The 15,626-nt window shown below is 60.9% G+C and carries 13 protein-coding genes; 7 read left to right on the forward strand and 6 right to left on the reverse strand.

The features are described from left to right. Positions 1-94: 94 nt before the first annotated feature. On the forward strand, positions 95-2,629 hold the full coding sequence (locus tag BSY240_RS01635) for a methyl-accepting chemotaxis protein (protein WP_069043781.1): 2,535 nt from the start codon (positions 95-97) through the stop codon (positions 2,627-2,629). 24 nt (positions 2,630-2,653) lie between these two features. Here BSY240_RS01635 and moaA read toward each other — a convergent pair whose 3' ends face one another. After that, complete coding sequence (moaA, locus tag BSY240_RS01640) at positions 2,654-3,640, reverse strand: GTP 3',8-cyclase MoaA (RefSeq protein ID WP_069043782.1); 987 nt, start codon at positions 3,638-3,640, stop codon at positions 2,654-2,656. A 205-nt stretch (positions 3,641-3,845) separates the two neighbouring features. On the opposite strand from moaA, the gene BSY240_RS01645 reads away from it, so the two are divergent. Further along, entirely contained in the window at positions 3,846-4,208 is a 363-nt protein-coding gene (locus BSY240_RS01645) for a gamma-butyrobetaine hydroxylase-like domain-containing protein (RefSeq protein WP_054151040.1), read from the forward strand. On the opposite strand, the gene BSY240_RS01650 is transcribed toward BSY240_RS01645, so the two are convergent. Beyond that, positions 4,189-4,680, reverse strand: coding sequence for a MarR family winged helix-turn-helix transcriptional regulator (locus BSY240_RS01650; RefSeq protein WP_054151039.1), 492 nt, complete (start codon positions 4,678-4,680; stop codon positions 4,189-4,191). The genes BSY240_RS01645 and BSY240_RS01650 overlap by 20 nt on opposite strands. Positions 4,681-4,728: 48 nt before the next feature. On the opposite strand from BSY240_RS01650, the gene BSY240_RS01655 reads away from it, so the two are divergent. Then, the gene (locus BSY240_RS01655) at positions 4,729-5,655 is read left to right on the forward strand and encodes an alpha/beta hydrolase (protein ID WP_069041202.1); all 927 of its coding nucleotides are present in this window, start codon (positions 4,729-4,731) and stop codon (positions 5,653-5,655) included. Between the two features lie 67 nt (positions 5,656-5,722). Then, positions 5,723-6,331, forward strand: a complete 609-nt coding sequence (locus BSY240_RS01660; protein WP_069041203.1) for a pyridoxamine 5'-phosphate oxidase family protein — start codon at positions 5,723-5,725, stop codon at positions 6,329-6,331. A gap of 13 nt (positions 6,332-6,344) precedes the next feature. On the opposite strand, the gene BSY240_RS01665 is transcribed toward BSY240_RS01660, so the two are convergent. Together BSY240_RS01665 and BSY240_RS01670 are read right to left on the reverse strand one after the other, a co-directional pair. After that, positions 6,345-7,409, reverse strand: coding sequence for a GGDEF domain-containing protein (locus BSY240_RS01665; RefSeq protein WP_054151036.1), 1,065 nt, complete (start codon positions 7,407-7,409; stop codon positions 6,345-6,347). Between the two features lie 217 nt (positions 7,410-7,626). Next, on the reverse strand, positions 7,627-9,234 hold the full coding sequence (locus BSY240_RS01670) for a fumarate hydratase (protein ID WP_069041204.1): 1,608 nt from the start codon (positions 9,232-9,234) through the stop codon (positions 7,627-7,629). 167 nt (positions 9,235-9,401) lie between these two features. On the opposite strand from BSY240_RS01670, the gene BSY240_RS01675 reads away from it, so the two are divergent. Then, positions 9,402-10,274 carry a GGDEF domain-containing protein gene (locus BSY240_RS01675; protein WP_069041205.1) on the forward strand — a complete coding sequence of 291 codons (873 nt, stop codon included), beginning with the start codon at positions 9,402-9,404 and terminating at the stop codon, positions 10,272-10,274. A gap of 48 nt (positions 10,275-10,322) precedes the next feature. On the opposite strand, the gene fumC is transcribed toward BSY240_RS01675, so the two are convergent. Next, a complete protein-coding gene (gene fumC, locus BSY240_RS01680; RefSeq protein WP_054151033.1) occupies positions 10,323-11,711 on the reverse strand; it encodes a class II fumarate hydratase in 1,389 nt (462 codons plus the stop codon). 448 nt (positions 11,712-12,159) lie between these two features. On the opposite strand from fumC, the gene BSY240_RS01685 reads away from it, so the two are divergent. Then, a complete protein-coding gene (locus tag BSY240_RS01685) occupies positions 12,160-14,031 on the forward strand; it encodes a L,D-transpeptidase family protein (protein ID WP_069041206.1) in 1,872 nt (623 codons plus the stop codon). A 68-nt stretch (positions 14,032-14,099) separates the two neighbouring features. Here BSY240_RS01685 and BSY240_RS01690 read toward each other — a convergent pair whose 3' ends face one another. After that, positions 14,100-14,771 carry an HAD family hydrolase gene (locus tag BSY240_RS01690; RefSeq protein ID WP_069041207.1) on the reverse strand — a complete coding sequence of 224 codons (672 nt, stop codon included), beginning with the start codon at positions 14,769-14,771 and terminating at the stop codon, positions 14,100-14,102. A 146-nt stretch (positions 14,772-14,917) separates the two neighbouring features. Between BSY240_RS01690 and rpiA the strand changes: the two genes are divergently transcribed. Beyond that, entirely contained in the window at positions 14,918-15,619 is a 702-nt protein-coding gene (gene rpiA / locus BSY240_RS01695; RefSeq protein WP_054151030.1) for a ribose-5-phosphate isomerase RpiA, read from the forward strand. Positions 15,620-15,626 lie beyond the last annotated feature (7 nt).

The following is a 15,626-nucleotide window of genomic DNA, read 5'->3' on the forward strand; positions in this document are numbered from 1 at the left end:
GAAGACAAGCTCGCCGATGGAACTGCATGAGGCGGCTCCTTTCCTTCGATCCTGCGCGATGACCTCGCGGGATTTCGGCCTTCCCGAGGGTCTCATGAGTTTTATTGATCGTCTCCTGCAAAGTCGCAGGATCGTCACCAAAGTTTTGCTTTTTGTTGTTCCTCTCGTTCTGCTCATGGCCGGTGTCGGCCTCCTGGGCTATTGGACTGCGACCACCCTCAACGGGCATATGACCGTCACGCGTGCCACGATCGGCAATATCAGTGATCTGGAAAAGCTGCAGCAGGGCCTGCAGGAGTTCAGCCTCGATCCGACAGAGGAGAGCAGGGCAGCTCTTCTTTCGGCCATCGACAGCCAGGACAGGGGGCTCGGCGTGCTGAATGGCGTGCTCGCCAAGCAGGCTCAGACCGTCGACCTATCGGCACTGACGCAGTTGCCGGTCCAGATGCGGGCTCAGACTTCAACCTTGTGGGACAACAAGACCGCGCGCGAGGAACTGGATTCCGGCCTGAACGCGGCCGTTGCCGCCTTGCAGGCGGAGGGCCAGCAGATCGTCAAGCAGGTCGATTTCGTCCGCGACGATCTTGCCGGCAAGGAGCGCTTCGCCAAGGAATTGCTGTTCGACGCCTCCGCCTTCAAGTCGCTGCTTGATCGTCTCGGCAAATTGCGTGTCGGCGTGCAGATGGCCTTCACACCGGAAGAACAGCTCGACGAAGCGAAACTCTATCTCGCTCCGATGCAGAAGGATCTGGCCAAGGCGAACGAGATCGCCTCCGAAAAGGGCAAAGTCCTTGTTGGCGAGGTCGGTGCCGCAATCGGCAAGATCGAAACGATCCTTGCCCAATCCAACCCGGTTGATGCCAAGGCCCGGGAACTCGGACTTGTGCTGTCCGAACTCGTTGAGATCGAGCAGAAGATCACGTTGCAGGCCGCCAAAAACAGCGATGTCGCCGCCGACCGTTTCGTCAGTCTCGACAGACTCGTTGCCGAACAGAAGGAGCTGATGGCCCTCGTCGATACCGCAGCACTCGGAGTGGCGACCATCGAGTTGCGGGTGCAGCAGATGCTGGGTTCGCTCGACGACGACCGCCGCATCGTCGTCATCCGCGAAATGGACGCTCTTCAATCTGTCGCCGGCCGGATCTCTGAACTTGGCGCCAAGAACAGTGCACTGCGCGACTTCCCCCAAAAGATTGCACCGCATCTGGCGGCAATCACGGAGATGTCCCAGGCTAGGCTCGACGCCGGGCGTAGCTGGCAGAACGAGCGACTGGCCGCCAATGCGGCCGTTTCTGCCGCCATGGAATCGCTGCGAAATTTCGTCGCCCAAGCCCAGGAAATCGGCCGCGAGGACAGCGAACGGTCGGCGACGATTTCCGTGATCACCATGGTTGTCGGGACGCTGCTTGCGATCATCGGCGGTCTGATGCTTGTCGAGACACTGCGTGCGCCGCTCAAGCGGATCACCGGCGTGATGTCGCGACTGGCGAGTGGCGACCTGTCTGTCCCGATCGAGGGCCGCAATCGCGGCGACGAAATCGGCGATATGGTGCGGTCGGTCACCGTTTTCCGTGATGCGGCGCTCGAAAACCGGCGACTGGAAGAAGAGGCTGAAGCTGCGCGCACGCGCTCGGAGCAGGAAAGCGCGCAGCGTGCCCAGGACCGGGCCCGCGTCGAGGCCGACCAGCGGTCGGCGCTCGAAGCGCTGTCCTCGGTGCTTGAGGCACTTGCCAACGGCCAGCTCAACGTCTCCATGCGTGACGACCTGCCGGCCGATTTCGTCGCAATGGCCTCGACATACAACCAGGCGGTCGAAGCACTGCGTGCGACGCTCGAAGAGGTTCGTGCGGCAAGCGTCGACATCAATGCCGGAACGGAGAACCTTGCGGTGTCTGCCGATGATCTTGCTCGCCGGACCGAACAGCAGGCGGCGGCGCTTGAGGAAAGCGTGAGGGCGCTCTCGCATCTGAGCGATGTCGTACGCTCGACGGCCGACGGGGCAGGGCGTACCGCCCAGTCCGTGCAGTCGGCGCGTGATCACGCCCGCCAGTCCGGCGTGGTGGTCAAAAAGGCGGTTGAGGCCATGGCTGAAATCAGCCGTTCCTCTGAGAAGATCTCGACCATCATCGGCGTCATCGACGAGATCGCCTTCCAGACGAATCTGCTGGCATTGAATGCGGGTGTCGAAGCTGCTCGGGCCGGCGAGGCTGGTCGTGGCTTTGCTGTCGTCGCGCAGGAAGTGCGTGACCTTGCTCAGCGCTGCGCCAATGCGGCGAAGGAGATCAAGACGCTGATCTCAGTCAGCGGCAATCAGGTCAAATCGGGAGTCGAACTGGTCGAGAACACCGGTGTCGCGCTGCAGTCGATCATCGATCAGGTCGAAGAGGTGCAGTCGCTGGTGGAACGCATTTCGGCGGCGACCCGTGAGCAGTCAACCGGCATCAGCGAGGTGACGTCCGCCGTGCGTGATGTCGAGCTGATTACCCAGCAGAATGCCGCCATGGTCGAGGAAAACAATGCCGAGATCCAGGGCCTGCGTCAGCGGGTCGATATCCTGATGCACAAGATCTCGCGCTTCCGGACCGATACTGAGCGCGGTGCGCCACAGGCTTATCGCCGGTCGGCGTAACTGTGAAGAACAAGCCGGCGGCGCTTAGCCGCCGGTGACGCTCATGTGGCGGGCCACCGCTGGTTTGCGGTGGTTGCGATCGATGATGAAGTCGTGGCCCTTGGGCTTGCGCGAAATCGCTTCGTCGATCGCGGCAGAGAGATAGGCGTCGTCGTCCGAGGCGCGCAGTGCTGTACGCAGGTCAGCGGCATCATCCTGACCGAGGCACATGTAGAGCGTGCCGGTGCAGGTCAGCCGGACACGGTTGCAGCTTTCGCAGAAATTGTGGGTGAGCGGCGTGATGAAGCCGAGGCGCCCGCCGGTTTCCTTCACCTCGACATAACGGGCGGGGCCGCCGGTGCGGTAGGGAATTTCGTCGAGGGTAAACTGTTCTTCGAGCCTCTGACGCACGAGGGAGAGCGGCAGATACTGGTCTGTCCGGTCTTCGCCGGTCTCGCCCATGGGCATGGTCTCGATCAGCGTCAGATCCATGCCTTCGCCATGGGCGAAGCGCAGCAGCTCCAGAATCTCGTGTTCATTGAAATCCTTCAAAGCGACAGCGTTGAGTTTGATGCCGATGCCGGCGGCCTGGGCCGCGCGAATGCCTTCAAGCACCTTGTCGAGTTCGCCCCAGCGGGTGATTTCCTTGAATTTTGCAGGATCAAGCGTGTCAATGGACACGTTGATGCGGCGAACGCCGCAATCCGCAAGCTCTGCGGCATGGCGGGCGAGCTGCGAGCCGTTGGTGGTGAGGGTCAGTTCGTCCAGACCGCTGCCGAGATGGCGGGAGAGGCCGCGTACGAGATGCATGATGTTCTTGCGCACCAGCGGTTCGCCGCCTGTCAGGCGTAGCTTGCGCACGCCCTTGGCGATGAAGGCGGAACAGAGCCGGTCGAGCTCTTCCAGTGTCAGGAGATCCTTCTTCGGCAGGAAGGTCATGTTTTCCGCCATGCAATAGGTGCAGCGGAAATCACATCGATCCGTGACGGAGACGCGCAAGTAGGTAACCGACCGGCCAAAGGGGTCGATCATCGGGCTTGCTTGGTCAACGAGCGGTTCTGCATGGCGCCAATCGGCGGGGCTATGATCCAAAAAACTCTCCCGGGTGTTTGGATCAATGTGGTGCCAAGCCTTGCAGGCGTCAAGTTGACACCGGCCCGTTGCATCAATTCGGATTGCAAACGGAGCGGGATCGACCTAGGTCTGCGCCAACTGCCTGGAACACTGCGAGGACTGCATGACCGAGATCTGGCCGACCGAACTGAAGGTGTCCAAGGACAGGCGCCTGCTGACCGTGAGCTTCAATGACGGCGTAGTCGCCGCTCTTCCTGCCGAGATGCTGCGCGTGCTGTCTCCCTCGGCAGAAGTCCAGGGTCATGGTCCAGGCCAGAAAGTCACCGTGCCGGGCAAGCGCAATGTCGCAATCCGGCAGATGGTGCCGACAGGCAATTATGCCGTTCGCATCGCCTTTGACGACGGCCATGATACCGGCATCTTCACCTGGAACTATCTGCGCGAACTCGGTGAGATCGGCGGCGAAAAGTTCGCGGCTTACGAACAGGAACTGGCAGAGAAGAAACTCAGCCGCGATCCTCGCTGAGGTCAGGATCGACCAGAACGTCGGACGAGAGCATGCGCTGGATCAGGAGGTCCATCGTCTCGGCGAGGCGTTGGCAGTCGTCGAGCGGCGTTGCAGACAGTGTCCGCTCGATGAGCTCCGTCTGGATCTGCATCGCCTTCTCGCTCAGGCTCCGGCCCTCTTCCGTCAGGAAAAGTCTCAGCACTCGCTTGTCCCGCTGGTCGGCCCTGCGCTCGAGAAGCCCGCGCTTTTCCATCTGTGGCAACAGCATGCTCATATTGGAGCGCCCAACCAGAAGCTTGCGGGCGAGTTCCTGCTGGGAAATCCCCTCGAACCGGTAGAGATTGACCAGGATATCGAGGTGCGGTGGCTTGATGTCGAGCGGAGCGAGCGCGCGTGCGAGTGCCTGCTGCATCAGCTGGCAGGCGCGCGCCACCGATATCCAACTGCGAAAACGAGGATGGTCCCAGGGGAAGGCTTGCTTTTCGTTCATTCTTGTACTTTATTGTTCAGCATTGAACATTATGATGGGATTCCGACTATGCCATCCTTTCCTCTCAAGGTCACCCGCCTGGCTTTCGCGCAGCTGGAGAAGGTCTCGCCGACCGTTGCCGGCCGGATTGCCTTCGAGCTTTTCTGTCGAACCCCGAGCCGCCGCCCGAAAGGCGAAAAGGCACGGCAGGTCTTCATCGCCGGACGCAGTCGGCTGCGTCAGGCCTCGACCGTTCGTCTGGCACTGACGCGCGGCATGGCCGCCGCCCACCATCTCAGTTCGCAGTCGGGGAGCGGTTCTGCCCCAAGGTTTCTTGTGGTCCACGGCTGGGGCTCGCGTGCGGAGTATCTCTCCGAAATGGCGCTCGGATTGCGTGAAACGGGTGCCGAAGTGGTGGTCCTTGACCTGCCGGGGCACGGTGCGTCCAGCGGCCGCCGGCTCGACCTCAAGATTGCGGCCGAAGCCATCGTTGCCGCCGAGCGCCATTTTGGGCGGTTCGATGGCGTCGTCGGCCACTCTTTCGGTGGTGCCGCCGTCATGATGGCGGCAGGGCGCGTGTTTCCGGAACTGCAGCCGCTAAATGCGCCCAGGATCGCGCTGATCGGTTCACCTTCCAGCATGGGCGAGGTGTTCAACGGTTTTGCTGCCATGGTGGGGCTTGGGCGTGGCAGCGTCGGCGCCATGCGCAATCGGGCCATGGATCTGGTCGGCGCGCAGGTCGAAGATCTTGATGGTGTCGCGGTCGCACGACGCATCGATCGGCCGCTGCTCGTGGTGCATGCCGAAGACGACAAAGAGGTCAATGTCGGCCATGCGCAGCGCTATATCGGCGTGTCGCCGCATATCCGCCATCTCTGGGCCAATGGCCACGGACATCGAAGGATCGTCAGCGCGCCGGAGGTCATCGCTGCGGTTGCCTCCTTCCTCGCCGGCGCGGAGGGCGTGTTGAGGGCCGGGGACCGCAAGGTGTCATAGAACCGTCATTGCTCTTGCCTAACCCGGGGCTGCCGCTAGGCTCGGCGCTCGGAGTGAGGAGTTCGGCATGACAGTGATAAAGACGGTCGAGGACCTGAAGGCGATCTATGGCGAGGCAGGAGAGGCCTCGACCGCCAAGGTGACTGCCTCTTTGACCCCGGCTTACAGGACGATGATCGAGCGCTCGCCCTTCGTGGCGCTGGCGACCGTCGGTCCGGAGGGCCTTGATTGCTCGCCGCGCGGTGATCGCGGCGCGGTGGTGCGGATCGAAGACGACCGGACGCTCGTTCTTCCGGACTGGCGCGGCAATAATCGCGTGGATTCGCTTTTGAACATCGTGCGGGACCCTCGCATTGCACTGATGTTTCTCATTCCGGGCTCGGACAGTGTCATGCGGATCAACGGCCGGGCTGTGGTCTCGGTCGCGCCCGAACTTCTGGAAAGCTTTGAGATGGATGGACGCCATCCGCGAAGCGTCGTCGTTGTGACGATCGAGGAGGCATACTTCCAGTGTGCGCGGGCCGTGATGCGGGCGGAATTGTGGAATGTCGAAAGGCAGGTCGCGGCGAACGATCTGCCGACGCCTGGTGACATGCTGAAGGCTGCAAAACAGGACTTCGATCGCGATACCTATGACCGTGAATGGCCTGAGCGGGCTGCGAAGACGATGTGGTGATCTCCGGAAGGGATCAACGTTTGTAGATCAGCCAGCTCTTGGTGAAGTCCTTCTTCATCCCGTCTTCATAGGGCTTCGTCCGGTTCCTGCCGGCATTCTTGGCGCAGTAGAGGGCGATGTCGGACTTCGCGTAAAGTTCGCCGGCATCTTCAGCATCTGCGGCCATGGCGAACCCGAGCGATATGGTGATCGGGCCGTAATTGACGCCGGTCTTGGAGTTCTTGAACGGCGTCGTTTCAAGCGCAATGCGGACACGTTCGCAGGTCTGGAAGATTTCCTCTGCGGTGTTGCCCTCGATGATGATCGCGAACTCTTCGCCACCTGTGCGGGCGACGAAGCAGTCCTTGCGGACATTGCTGCGGATCACGGTGGCAACTGTTGCGAGGATCTTGTCGCCGACCGGATGGCCGTACGCGTCGTTGACCTTCTTGAAGTTATCGATGTCGGCGAGCACGAGAGCCGCCAGCGGTCTGGCATCGCTCGTGTAGACGGCGGCGAGCTTTTCGTCGAAGGCGCGACGATTGGCAATGCGCGTCAGGGAATCGGTGTTGGCAATTCGCTTGTATTCGTCGAGTTCGCGACGGACTTCGTCCATCTCCTTCGACCGTTCGGACATCTGCACGACGGTTTGTTCGCCATGCGCCATGGTCGAGCCTGTGGCTTCCGTCAGGATGTTGATGGCGCTGCGCAGGATGTCGGTACTGTTCGTGCTCTTCGAGTTGATCCGGTGATAGGTTTCGCCGAGGAGCCGGTTGTAGCTTTGCAGTGATGTCTGTTCCTGCTGCAGCAGGCGCAACAGTCCATCCAGCTCGCCGATCAGCTTCGAATGGGCGTTCTCGATGGCGCGGCCCTGATGATTGCCGAAATACTGCTCTCCGAGCGCGTCGAGCTCGTCCTGCGTGGCACGGCTACCAAGTGCTGCCAGCTCGCGGGTGAGAGACGGATTGGAGCCGATATAGGCTTCATAGAACAGTTCATAATTGCGCGGGATCGGGGCGACCCCCATCGAGCGCATTGCGTATGTGATCTGTGCCGCAACGTCAGGTACCTGCGTCTTTGGCGGTGTTGCCGTGCTCATTCGGCCAACTCCAATTGTGGTCACTCGAGACATTCAAGGGTCCAAAGATTCAATTAGCGGCAAATGATTTGAAAATGTTTAATCTTCTCGCCATGAGAAGTGACGGGCGCGAAATGAGCGCTTAGCGCCTACTTTCACAACATCTTGTAAAACAAGCGGTAATTTACCGTTGCGGAGGTTTCCCTCCGCAACGTGCGAGCATTGTTTTCGACGAATTTCAGCCGAGATTGAATTCCTGGAAGAAATCGTTGCCCTTGTCGTCGGTGACGATGAAGGCCGGAAAGTCTTCGACTTCGATCTTCCAGACGGCTTCCATGCCAAGTTCAGGATACTCCAGTACCTCGACCTTCTTGATGCAGTCTTGGGCGAGACGGGCGGCAGGGCCGCCGATCGATCCCAGGTAGAAGCCGCCATGGGTCTTGCAGGCCTCGCGCACGGCGCGCGAACGGTTGCCCTTGGCCAGCATCACCATGGAGCCGCCGAAAGACTGGAACTGGTCGACATAACTGTCCATGCGGCCGGCGGTGGTCGGGCCGAAGGAGCCGGAGGCGTAGCCGGTCGGGGTCTTGGCCGGACCGGCATAATAAACCGGATGGTTTTTCATGTAGTCCGGCATGCCTTCGCCCTTTTCCAGCCGGTCGCGGATCTTCGAATGGGCGAGGTCACGGGCAACGATGATCGTGCCGGTCAGCGACAGGCGTGTCTTGACCGGATGCTTGGTCAATTCGGCGAGGATCGCGCTCATCGGCTGGTTGAGATCGATCTTGACGACCGACGCGGAGAGGGCGGTGTCGTCGATCTCGGGCAAGTATTTCGACGGATCTGTCTCGAGCTGCTCGATGTAGATACCGTCCCGGGTGATCTTGCCCTTGGCCTGGCGGTCGGCGGAACAGCTGACACCGAGGCCGATCGGCAGCGATGCGCCGTGGCGGGGCAGGCGGATGACACGCACGTCATGACAGAAATACTTGCCGCCGAACTGAGCGCCCACGCCCAGAGACTGGGTGAGCTTGTGGATTTCCTTTTCCATCTCCAGATCGCGGAAGGCGTGGCCGCTCTCCGAGCCTTCGGTCGGCAGGTCGTCGAGATAGCGCGCCGAGGCGAGTTTGACGGTCTTTAGCGTCATCTCGGCGGAGAGGCCGCCGATGACGATTGCCAGATGGTAGGGGGGACAGGCTGCCGTACCCAGCGTCAGGATCTTCTCCTTGAGGAAGTCGATCATCCGGTCATGGGTCAGAAGCGACGGCGTTCCCTGATACAGGAAGGTCTTGTTGGCCGAGCCGCCGCCCTTCGCCATAAATAAGAACTTGTAGGCATCCTCACCCTCTTCATAGAGGTCGATCTGGGCCGGCAGGTTGGTCTTGGTGTTCTTTTCCTCGAACATCTTGATCGGTGCGAGCTGCGAATAACGCAGGTTGCGGCGCTCATAGGTGTCACGCACGCCCTCGGCCAGTGCGGCGTAATCCTGCCCGTCCGTCCAGACGCGACGGCCCTTCTTGCCCATGACGATCGCGGTTCCTGTATCCTGGCACATCGGCAGGATACCGCCGGCTGCGATATTGGCATTCTTCAGGAGGTCAAAGGCGACGAAGCGGTCGTTGTCAGTCGCCTCAGGATCTTCGAGGATGGAGGCGAGCTGCTTCAGGTGGCCGGGGCGTAGGAGGTGGTTGATATCCGAGAGTGCGGTTTCGGCGAGCAGGCGCAAGCCCTCGGGCTCGACCGTCAGGATATCCTGACCCTTGAAGGTTTCGACAGAGACGTAGTCGGACGTGATCTTGCGGTAGGGGGTCGTGTCTTCGCCAATTGGGAACAGATCGTCTGCCATCACAGGGCCTTTCGTGGCATCAGCTTGGAGTTTGCGGTGGTTTAAGCGTTAGCCCTTAAGATTTCAATGCGCCGAAAGCCGAAGGCTCAAGCGTTGACAGGGCGGCCGCGTATCTGAAAAACCCCGGCCCGGACACGCGTTGCGTGCGTTGGATTCGGAGGTGCATCATGGGCTTGAATGTAACGCAGGGAACGAGCTGGCGACGATCGATCGTCGTCAAGATTTTTCTGGTCTGCTTCGTCTGCATCCATATCCCGTTGATCGCCTTGCTGCTCAACTTCGGCACTGGCGCCAGTTCGAACGCGCTGTCCGTCGGCCTTGTCGTTCTGGTGGCAACGCTGATCGGTACGATTGCCTGCCTCGCAACGATGTGGTGGCTGACGCTACCGCTGCGAAACCTCGCGAGCGCAATCAGCCAATACCGCGCCGGCGGCACCTTCACCGAGGAAAAGCTGAGTAAACACGGCGAAGACGAGATTTCGGTGGTCACGCGGGCCGTCTGCGGCATGGTCGGGGAGATTTCGGCACTTGCGGAACGGGTGAACGGACAGCCGGCACTTGATCCGCTGACCGGTCTCTTGAACGCCAGCGCCGCTTACGCGGTGCCACTGCCGCACCTTCCCGGTCAAGTCGACGGTGGCATCGACATCATCGTCGTAGTCTTCGAACTGGAGACGATCGAGGCCCTGAGTGCCAGGCATGGACGCGAGTTGGCCGATCTGGCGCTCGTGGCCGTCGGCGATCTGGTGCGCCAACATTTTGCGCCTCGACAGATTGCTGCACGCATGTCGGGAACGACCTTCATGCTGCTTTTTGCCGATGACGCGCCCGCCGCGGTCCATGCCTGCTGCGAGGCCATTCGGAGAAGCGTCGAGCAACTTGAAGTCGGCCCGCTCTCTCCGGGCAGCCTCAAGCTGACCTTTGGCCTTGCTCCACGCCGGGGTGATGAAGCAATGGCCTACCTCCTGCACAGAGCGGACATGGCGCTTTTCAGAGCCAAGGATACGCTTCGCACCGGACTGGAGACATTGAAGCCCTGAAGGCGAGGGGCTCGTACCCCTCGCGTCTTGCGGACCTGATGACAGGCGTCACTGCGGTCCGATCATCAGCTCCGGCCGCACATATTGGTCGAATTCCTCGTTGGTGAGATAGCCGCCGCCGACGGCCTCCTCGCGTAAGGTGGTGCCGTTCTTGTGGGCTGTCTTGGCGATCTTGGCGCAGAGGTCGTAACCGAGCTTGCCGTTGAGCGCCGTCACCAGCATCAGCGAATTCTCGACGCCCTTGCGGATGTTGTCCTCGCGGGCCTCGATGCCGACGACGCAATTATCGGTGAAGGAGACGGCGGCATCGCCCAGAAGCTGGACCGATTGCAGGAAGTTGTAGGCCATCATCGGATTGTAGACGTTGAGCTCGAAATGGCCCTGGCTGCCGGCGAAGGTGATGGCCGTCTGGTTGCCGAAGATGTGGGCGCAGACCTGGGTGAGGGCCTCCGACTGGGTCGGATTGACCTTGCCCGGCATGATCGACGAGCCGGGCTCGTTTTCCGGGAGCGCCAGTTCGCCGAGACCGGCGCGGGGACCCGAGCCGAGGAAGCGGATGTCGTTGGCTATCTTGAAGAGAGCTGCGGCGGCTGCATTGATCGCGCCATGGGCAAAGACCATGGCGTCATGGGCGGCCAGCGCTTCGAACTTGTTCGGCGCGGTGATGAAGGGCAGGCCGGTGATCTTGGAGATTTCGTCCGCCACCTTCTCGGCAAAGCCGATCGGGGCGTTCAGGCCCGTGCCAACGGCCGTGCCGCCCTGGGCGAGTTCGTAGAGGCCGGGCAGGGTGATTTCGATGCGCTTGATCGATGAGGCGACCTGAGCGGCATAACCGCCAAATTCCTGACCAAGTGTCAGAGGCGTCGCATCCTGCGTGTGCGTACGGCCGATCTTGATGATGTGCGCAAAGGCTTTCGCCTTGGCATCCAGCGCGGCGTGAAGGTGCTTGAGCGCCGGCAGCAGATGATGGACGACATGTTCTGCCGCCGCGATATGCATGGCCGTCGGATAGGTGTCGTTCGACGATTGGCTCATGTTGACATGATCGTTGGGGTGAACAGGCTTTTTCGAGCCCATCTCGCCACCCAGCATCTCGATGGCGCGGTTCGAGATCACCTCATTGGCATTCATGTTCGATTGCGTGCCGGAGCCCGTCTGCCAGACCACAAGCGGAAAGTGATCGTTGAGCTTTCCGTCGATCACCTCCTGGGCCGCGGTGACGATCGCATCGCCGAGAGCAGGATCGAGCTTTCCGAGCGCCATATTGGCGCGCGCGGCCGCCTGCTTGACGATCCCCAGCGCTCGCACGATCGGCAGCGGCTGCTTCTCCCAGCCGATCTTGAAGTTCCCGAGCGACCGCTCAGCCTGTGCGCCCCAATAGCGGTCGGAGGCGACCTCGATCGGGCCGAAAGTGTCGGTTTCTGTGCGATGGGCCATGGGTTTTCCTGCCTGTGAGATGGTGGGTCTGGCTGGTAACGGAGCGGTGCTTTGCATTTAGGGAGCGACGCATGTGATGCAAGCCGATGAACATAAGTAGACGATTTATGTCAAGTAATCTGTGGTGCCGCTCACGCATGCCTGATGTCGGGCGGCTGTGTCCTTTCCGGCACGTCTCACGACTATTTGTCCGCGGCTTTAAAGGGTTCGTCCGTCGTCTCTGTGCAGGATTTGTTAACGTCAATCAAAATTTAACGAATATTTCCATTTAGTTTGCGCTGAGGCGATGGCGGAAATCGCCGGTCGGGTCACGCAAAGTTGAGGCCGACGGGTGAACCCGCATGACATTGTCCAACTTTTCAATGAAATGCCGATCCGCTAGTGATCCGCGCATGGCCAAACGCGCCGCGAGTCCTTTTGCGACTCGGACCGGGAGATGGAACAGAGAATGACGAGAAACAGGAAATTCGCAGTCACCGCACTTCTTGCTGCGACGACTGCGGTCGGAACTCTTCCGGGCGATGCTGCCGCCACCACGCTTCTCGATCTTCTCCGGGGTGGGCCCGGACGCCAGGCAAAGGAGCAGGCAGCTCCCGCCTCGCTGGAGAGCCAGGCCCAGGGCGGCCTCGAAATGGGCGATCCCGAGCCGCTGCCGAAAATCGCCGGCCCGCGTTACTATACCTACAAGCCCGAGGCGCAGCGCGCGATCAAAATCAAGCTGCCGGTGACGGAAGCGGCAGCAGGATCGACCGAAGCCGCCTCCGCAGAAGTGCTTGGCGCCCGCCGTTTTCTGTCCGATGTCTCCGTCCGCGCTACGGATGAAGTCGCCAAGACCGTTGAGGCCTACTACGGCAACCCCAACAAGCCGCTGATCTGGACCAGTGAAGACGGTATTTCCGAGCGCGGTCGCGCCATGATGTCGGCGCTCGCAAGCGCCGACACGGTCGGTCTGTCGCCGGACGATTACCTTGTGGCGATGCCGGCCGAGACCGCCGACCCGACGGATCCCGAAAAACGCCAGCGCGAACTGATGGCCTTCGAGGTTGCTCTGTCCGCCAAGGTTCTCACCTACGTCCAGGACACCACGCGCGGCCGGATCGATCCGAATAAGATATCCGGCTACTACGATTTCAAGCGCAAGGGCGTGAACGTTGCGCCCGTGCTCGACATGCTGCGCATGAGCCCTGACGTCGCGGCCTATCTGCGCAACCGCGATCCGAAGAGCCCGCAATTCGTGGCACTGCGCGATGAACTCGCGCGACTGAAGGCTGAGGATGCTAAGGCCGATACGCAAACCATCACCATTGCGCCCGGCACGCTTCTCAAGCCCGGCCAGAGCAAGCCCGAAACGGCGCAGGTCATTGGCGCCCTGAAGCAGGTCGCTTCGGACGCGGTTCTCACGCAGCATGCTGCGACGCTGACAGCCTATACCGGCACGCCGGAATACACCCCCGAACTCGTTGCTCTGGTCGAGCAATTCCAGGAAGAGAAGGGCTTGAAGCCGGACGGCGTCGTTGGTCCTGCGACGATCCGGGCAATGACCGGTCACACCAATGCCGAGAAGATCGCCAAGCTGCAGGTCGCCATGGAGGCGATCCGTTGGCTGCCGGCCGATCTCGGTTCGCGTCACGTCTTCATCAACGCACCGGCCTTCGAGGCAACCTATGTCAACGAGGGCAAGGAGCAGCTGTCGATGCGGGTGGTTGTCGGTTCGAAGGCGAACCAGACCTATTTCTTCCAGGATCAGATCCAGACCGTCGAGTTCAACCCCTATTGGGGCGTGCCGAAGTCGATCATCGTCAACGAGATGCTGCCGAAGCTCCGGGCCGATCCGTCCTATCTTGATCGTCTCGGCTATGAGGTTTCCTATGGTGGCCGTAAGGTGGCCTCAAGCCAGGTCGACTGGAACACCACCCATGCGGTCGATGTGCGCCAGCCGCCTGGTGGTGACAATGCGCTCGGCGAACTCAAGATCCTGTTCCCGAACGAACACGCCATCTACATGCATGATACCCCGTCGAAGAGCTACTTTAACAGGGACATGCGCGCGCTGAGCCATGGTTGTGTGCGTCTCTCCGAGCCGCGGGTCATGGCGGCAGCCGTCATGGGCACGACCGTCGAGGAGATTGGCAAGCAGATCGCATCGGGACAGAACCGCGCCGTGCAGGTGCCGGAAAAGATCCCGGTCTACGTCTCCTACTTCACGGCCTGGCCGAACAAGGATGGTGTGATCGAATACTTCGATGACGTCTATAGCCGCGACGACTTTACGGCCAAGGCGTTCAAGGCGACGACCGACGCGCGTGCGCCGCGCGTCTGAGTTTGCGATCGGATTTGAGGCATGACGGATGGCGGACCCTCGGTCCGCCATTTTGCTTTTTGGCTGTGTCAGCCAACCAACTGTTCGACGAGTTCGACCGTCAGTTCGTCGAAATGGCTGATGATGCGCGAGGCGCCGAGCTCTTTCACCGGTACGTCCGAATAGCCGAAGGGCACCGCGATCGAGGGGATGTTGCCATTGCGGGCGGCCATGATGTCGTTGATGCTGTCACCGATCATCAGGACCTTGCCTGGCTGACCGCCGGCACGTTCGACCGTCGCAAGAATATGCGCCGGATCCGGTTTGCGAAAGGCGAAGGTGTCGCCGCCGGTGATCGTGGCGAAATAGGCTGTTAGTTCCAGACGCTCGAGGAGCGGGAGCGCCAGTCGCTCCATCTTGTTGGTGCAGACAGCGAGAATATAGCCAGCAGCCTTCATTCGCTCGAGTGCCTCGATCAGCCCGGGATAGGGGCGGCTCTTGCCCGGCATGCCGACTTCATAGTGGGTGATGAAGCGGTCGAGCAGGGCAGGGATCTCGTCTTCTGCAATCGGTGCGCCGCGCAGGGAAAAAGCGCGCTGGATCATCACGCGCGCGCCCTGGCCGACCAGATGCGTCAGGTCCTCGTAGCTCACGGGTGCGAGATCGCGGGCCGCGATCGTGTGGTTCAGGCTTTCGACGAGATCGGGTGCGGTGTCGATCAGGGTGCCGTCGAGGTCGAAAACGATGGTCGTGGTGGTCAAGCCGGCTCTCCCGAGACAATTCCAATGTGTTCGCGGGTTATGGGAAATCCTCTGAAAAGGCAATGTCGCATGGCGATGCAGGGCTTTCACTCGATCGAGGAGGCGTGTAAACAGCTTCCAACGAAACGGACGGGAGCTTTCGGCGCATGGACGCCCGCGAAATGAAGATCAAGGCCGCAGCCGCGGCGCTGGAGCATGTTGAAGACGGCATGCGTCTTGGGATCGGAACCGGTTCTACGGCCGAAGAATTCGTCCGGCTGCTGGCCGAGAAGGTTGCCGGTGGGTTGAAGGTTCAGGGTGTGCCGACGTCCGAGCGTACGGCGCGTCTCTGCCTCGAACTCGGCGTTCCGCTGAAGTCGCTCGACGAATTGCCCGAGCTCGATCTGACCATCGATGGCGCTGATGAAATCGATCCGCAGTTCCGTCTGATCAAGGGTGGTGGCGGTGCGCTGCTGCGTGAAAAGATCGTCGCTGCGGCCTCGACACGGATGATCGTGATTGCCGACGAAACAAAGCTTGTCGAGACGCTTGGGGCATTCCCGCTGCCGATCGAGATCAACCCGTTCGGCCAGGCATCGACCGTCTTGGCCATCGAACGTCTGGCATCCGAACTGGGCCTGTCCGGACCGATGAAGCTCAGGACCCGGTCGGATGAAAGCCTGTACATGACGGATGGCGGTCACCTCATTCTGGACGCATCTTTTGGCCGCATTCCTGATGCAGACGCACTGGCAAGCCGGCTCAATCAAATCCCCGGCGTGGTGGAACACGGCCTTTTCATAAACCTGGCATCGCTTGCAATCATCGCCGGACCGGCAGGTGCGCGAGTGCTGGAGCCGAAGAACTAACAGGAGC

It is taken from the genome of Agrobacterium sp. RAC06, assembly GCF_001713475.1.
Lineage (GTDB): Bacteria > Pseudomonadota > Alphaproteobacteria > Rhizobiales > Rhizobiaceae > Allorhizobium.

What these genes read in the sequence shown, in the direction of transcription:
- BSY240_RS01635 (WP_069043781.1), top strand. Translation starts at nt 95, where the DNA reads ATGAGTTTTATTGATCGTCTCCTGCAAAGTCGCAGGATCGTCACCAAA.
- moaA (WP_069043782.1), bottom strand. Translation starts at nt 3,640, where the DNA reads ATGATCGACCCCTTTGGCCGGTCGGTTACCTACTTGCGCGTCTCCGTC.
- BSY240_RS01645 (WP_054151040.1), top strand. Translation starts at nt 3,846, where the DNA reads ATGACCGAGATCTGGCCGACCGAACTGAAGGTGTCCAAGGACAGGCGC.
- BSY240_RS01650 (WP_054151039.1), bottom strand. Translation starts at nt 4,680, where the DNA reads ATGAACGAAAAGCAAGCCTTCCCCTGGGACCATCCTCGTTTTCGCAGT.
- BSY240_RS01655 (WP_069041202.1), top strand. Translation starts at nt 4,729, where the DNA reads ATGCCATCCTTTCCTCTCAAGGTCACCCGCCTGGCTTTCGCGCAGCTG.
- BSY240_RS01660 (WP_069041203.1), top strand. Translation starts at nt 5,723, where the DNA reads ATGACAGTGATAAAGACGGTCGAGGACCTGAAGGCGATCTATGGCGAG.
- BSY240_RS01665 (WP_054151036.1), bottom strand. Translation starts at nt 7,409, where the DNA reads ATGAGCACGGCAACACCGCCAAAGACGCAGGTACCTGACGTTGCGGCA.
- BSY240_RS01670 (WP_069041204.1), bottom strand. Translation starts at nt 9,234, where the DNA reads ATGGCAGACGATCTGTTCCCAATTGGCGAAGACACGACCCCCTACCGC.
- BSY240_RS01675 (WP_069041205.1), top strand. Translation starts at nt 9,402, where the DNA reads ATGGGCTTGAATGTAACGCAGGGAACGAGCTGGCGACGATCGATCGTC.
- fumC (WP_054151033.1), bottom strand. Translation starts at nt 11,711, where the DNA reads ATGGCCCATCGCACAGAAACCGACACTTTCGGCCCGATCGAGGTCGCC.
- BSY240_RS01685 (WP_069041206.1), top strand. Translation starts at nt 12,160, where the DNA reads ATGACGAGAAACAGGAAATTCGCAGTCACCGCACTTCTTGCTGCGACG.
- rpiA (WP_054151030.1), top strand. Translation starts at nt 14,918, where the DNA reads ATGGACGCCCGCGAAATGAAGATCAAGGCCGCAGCCGCGGCGCTGGAG.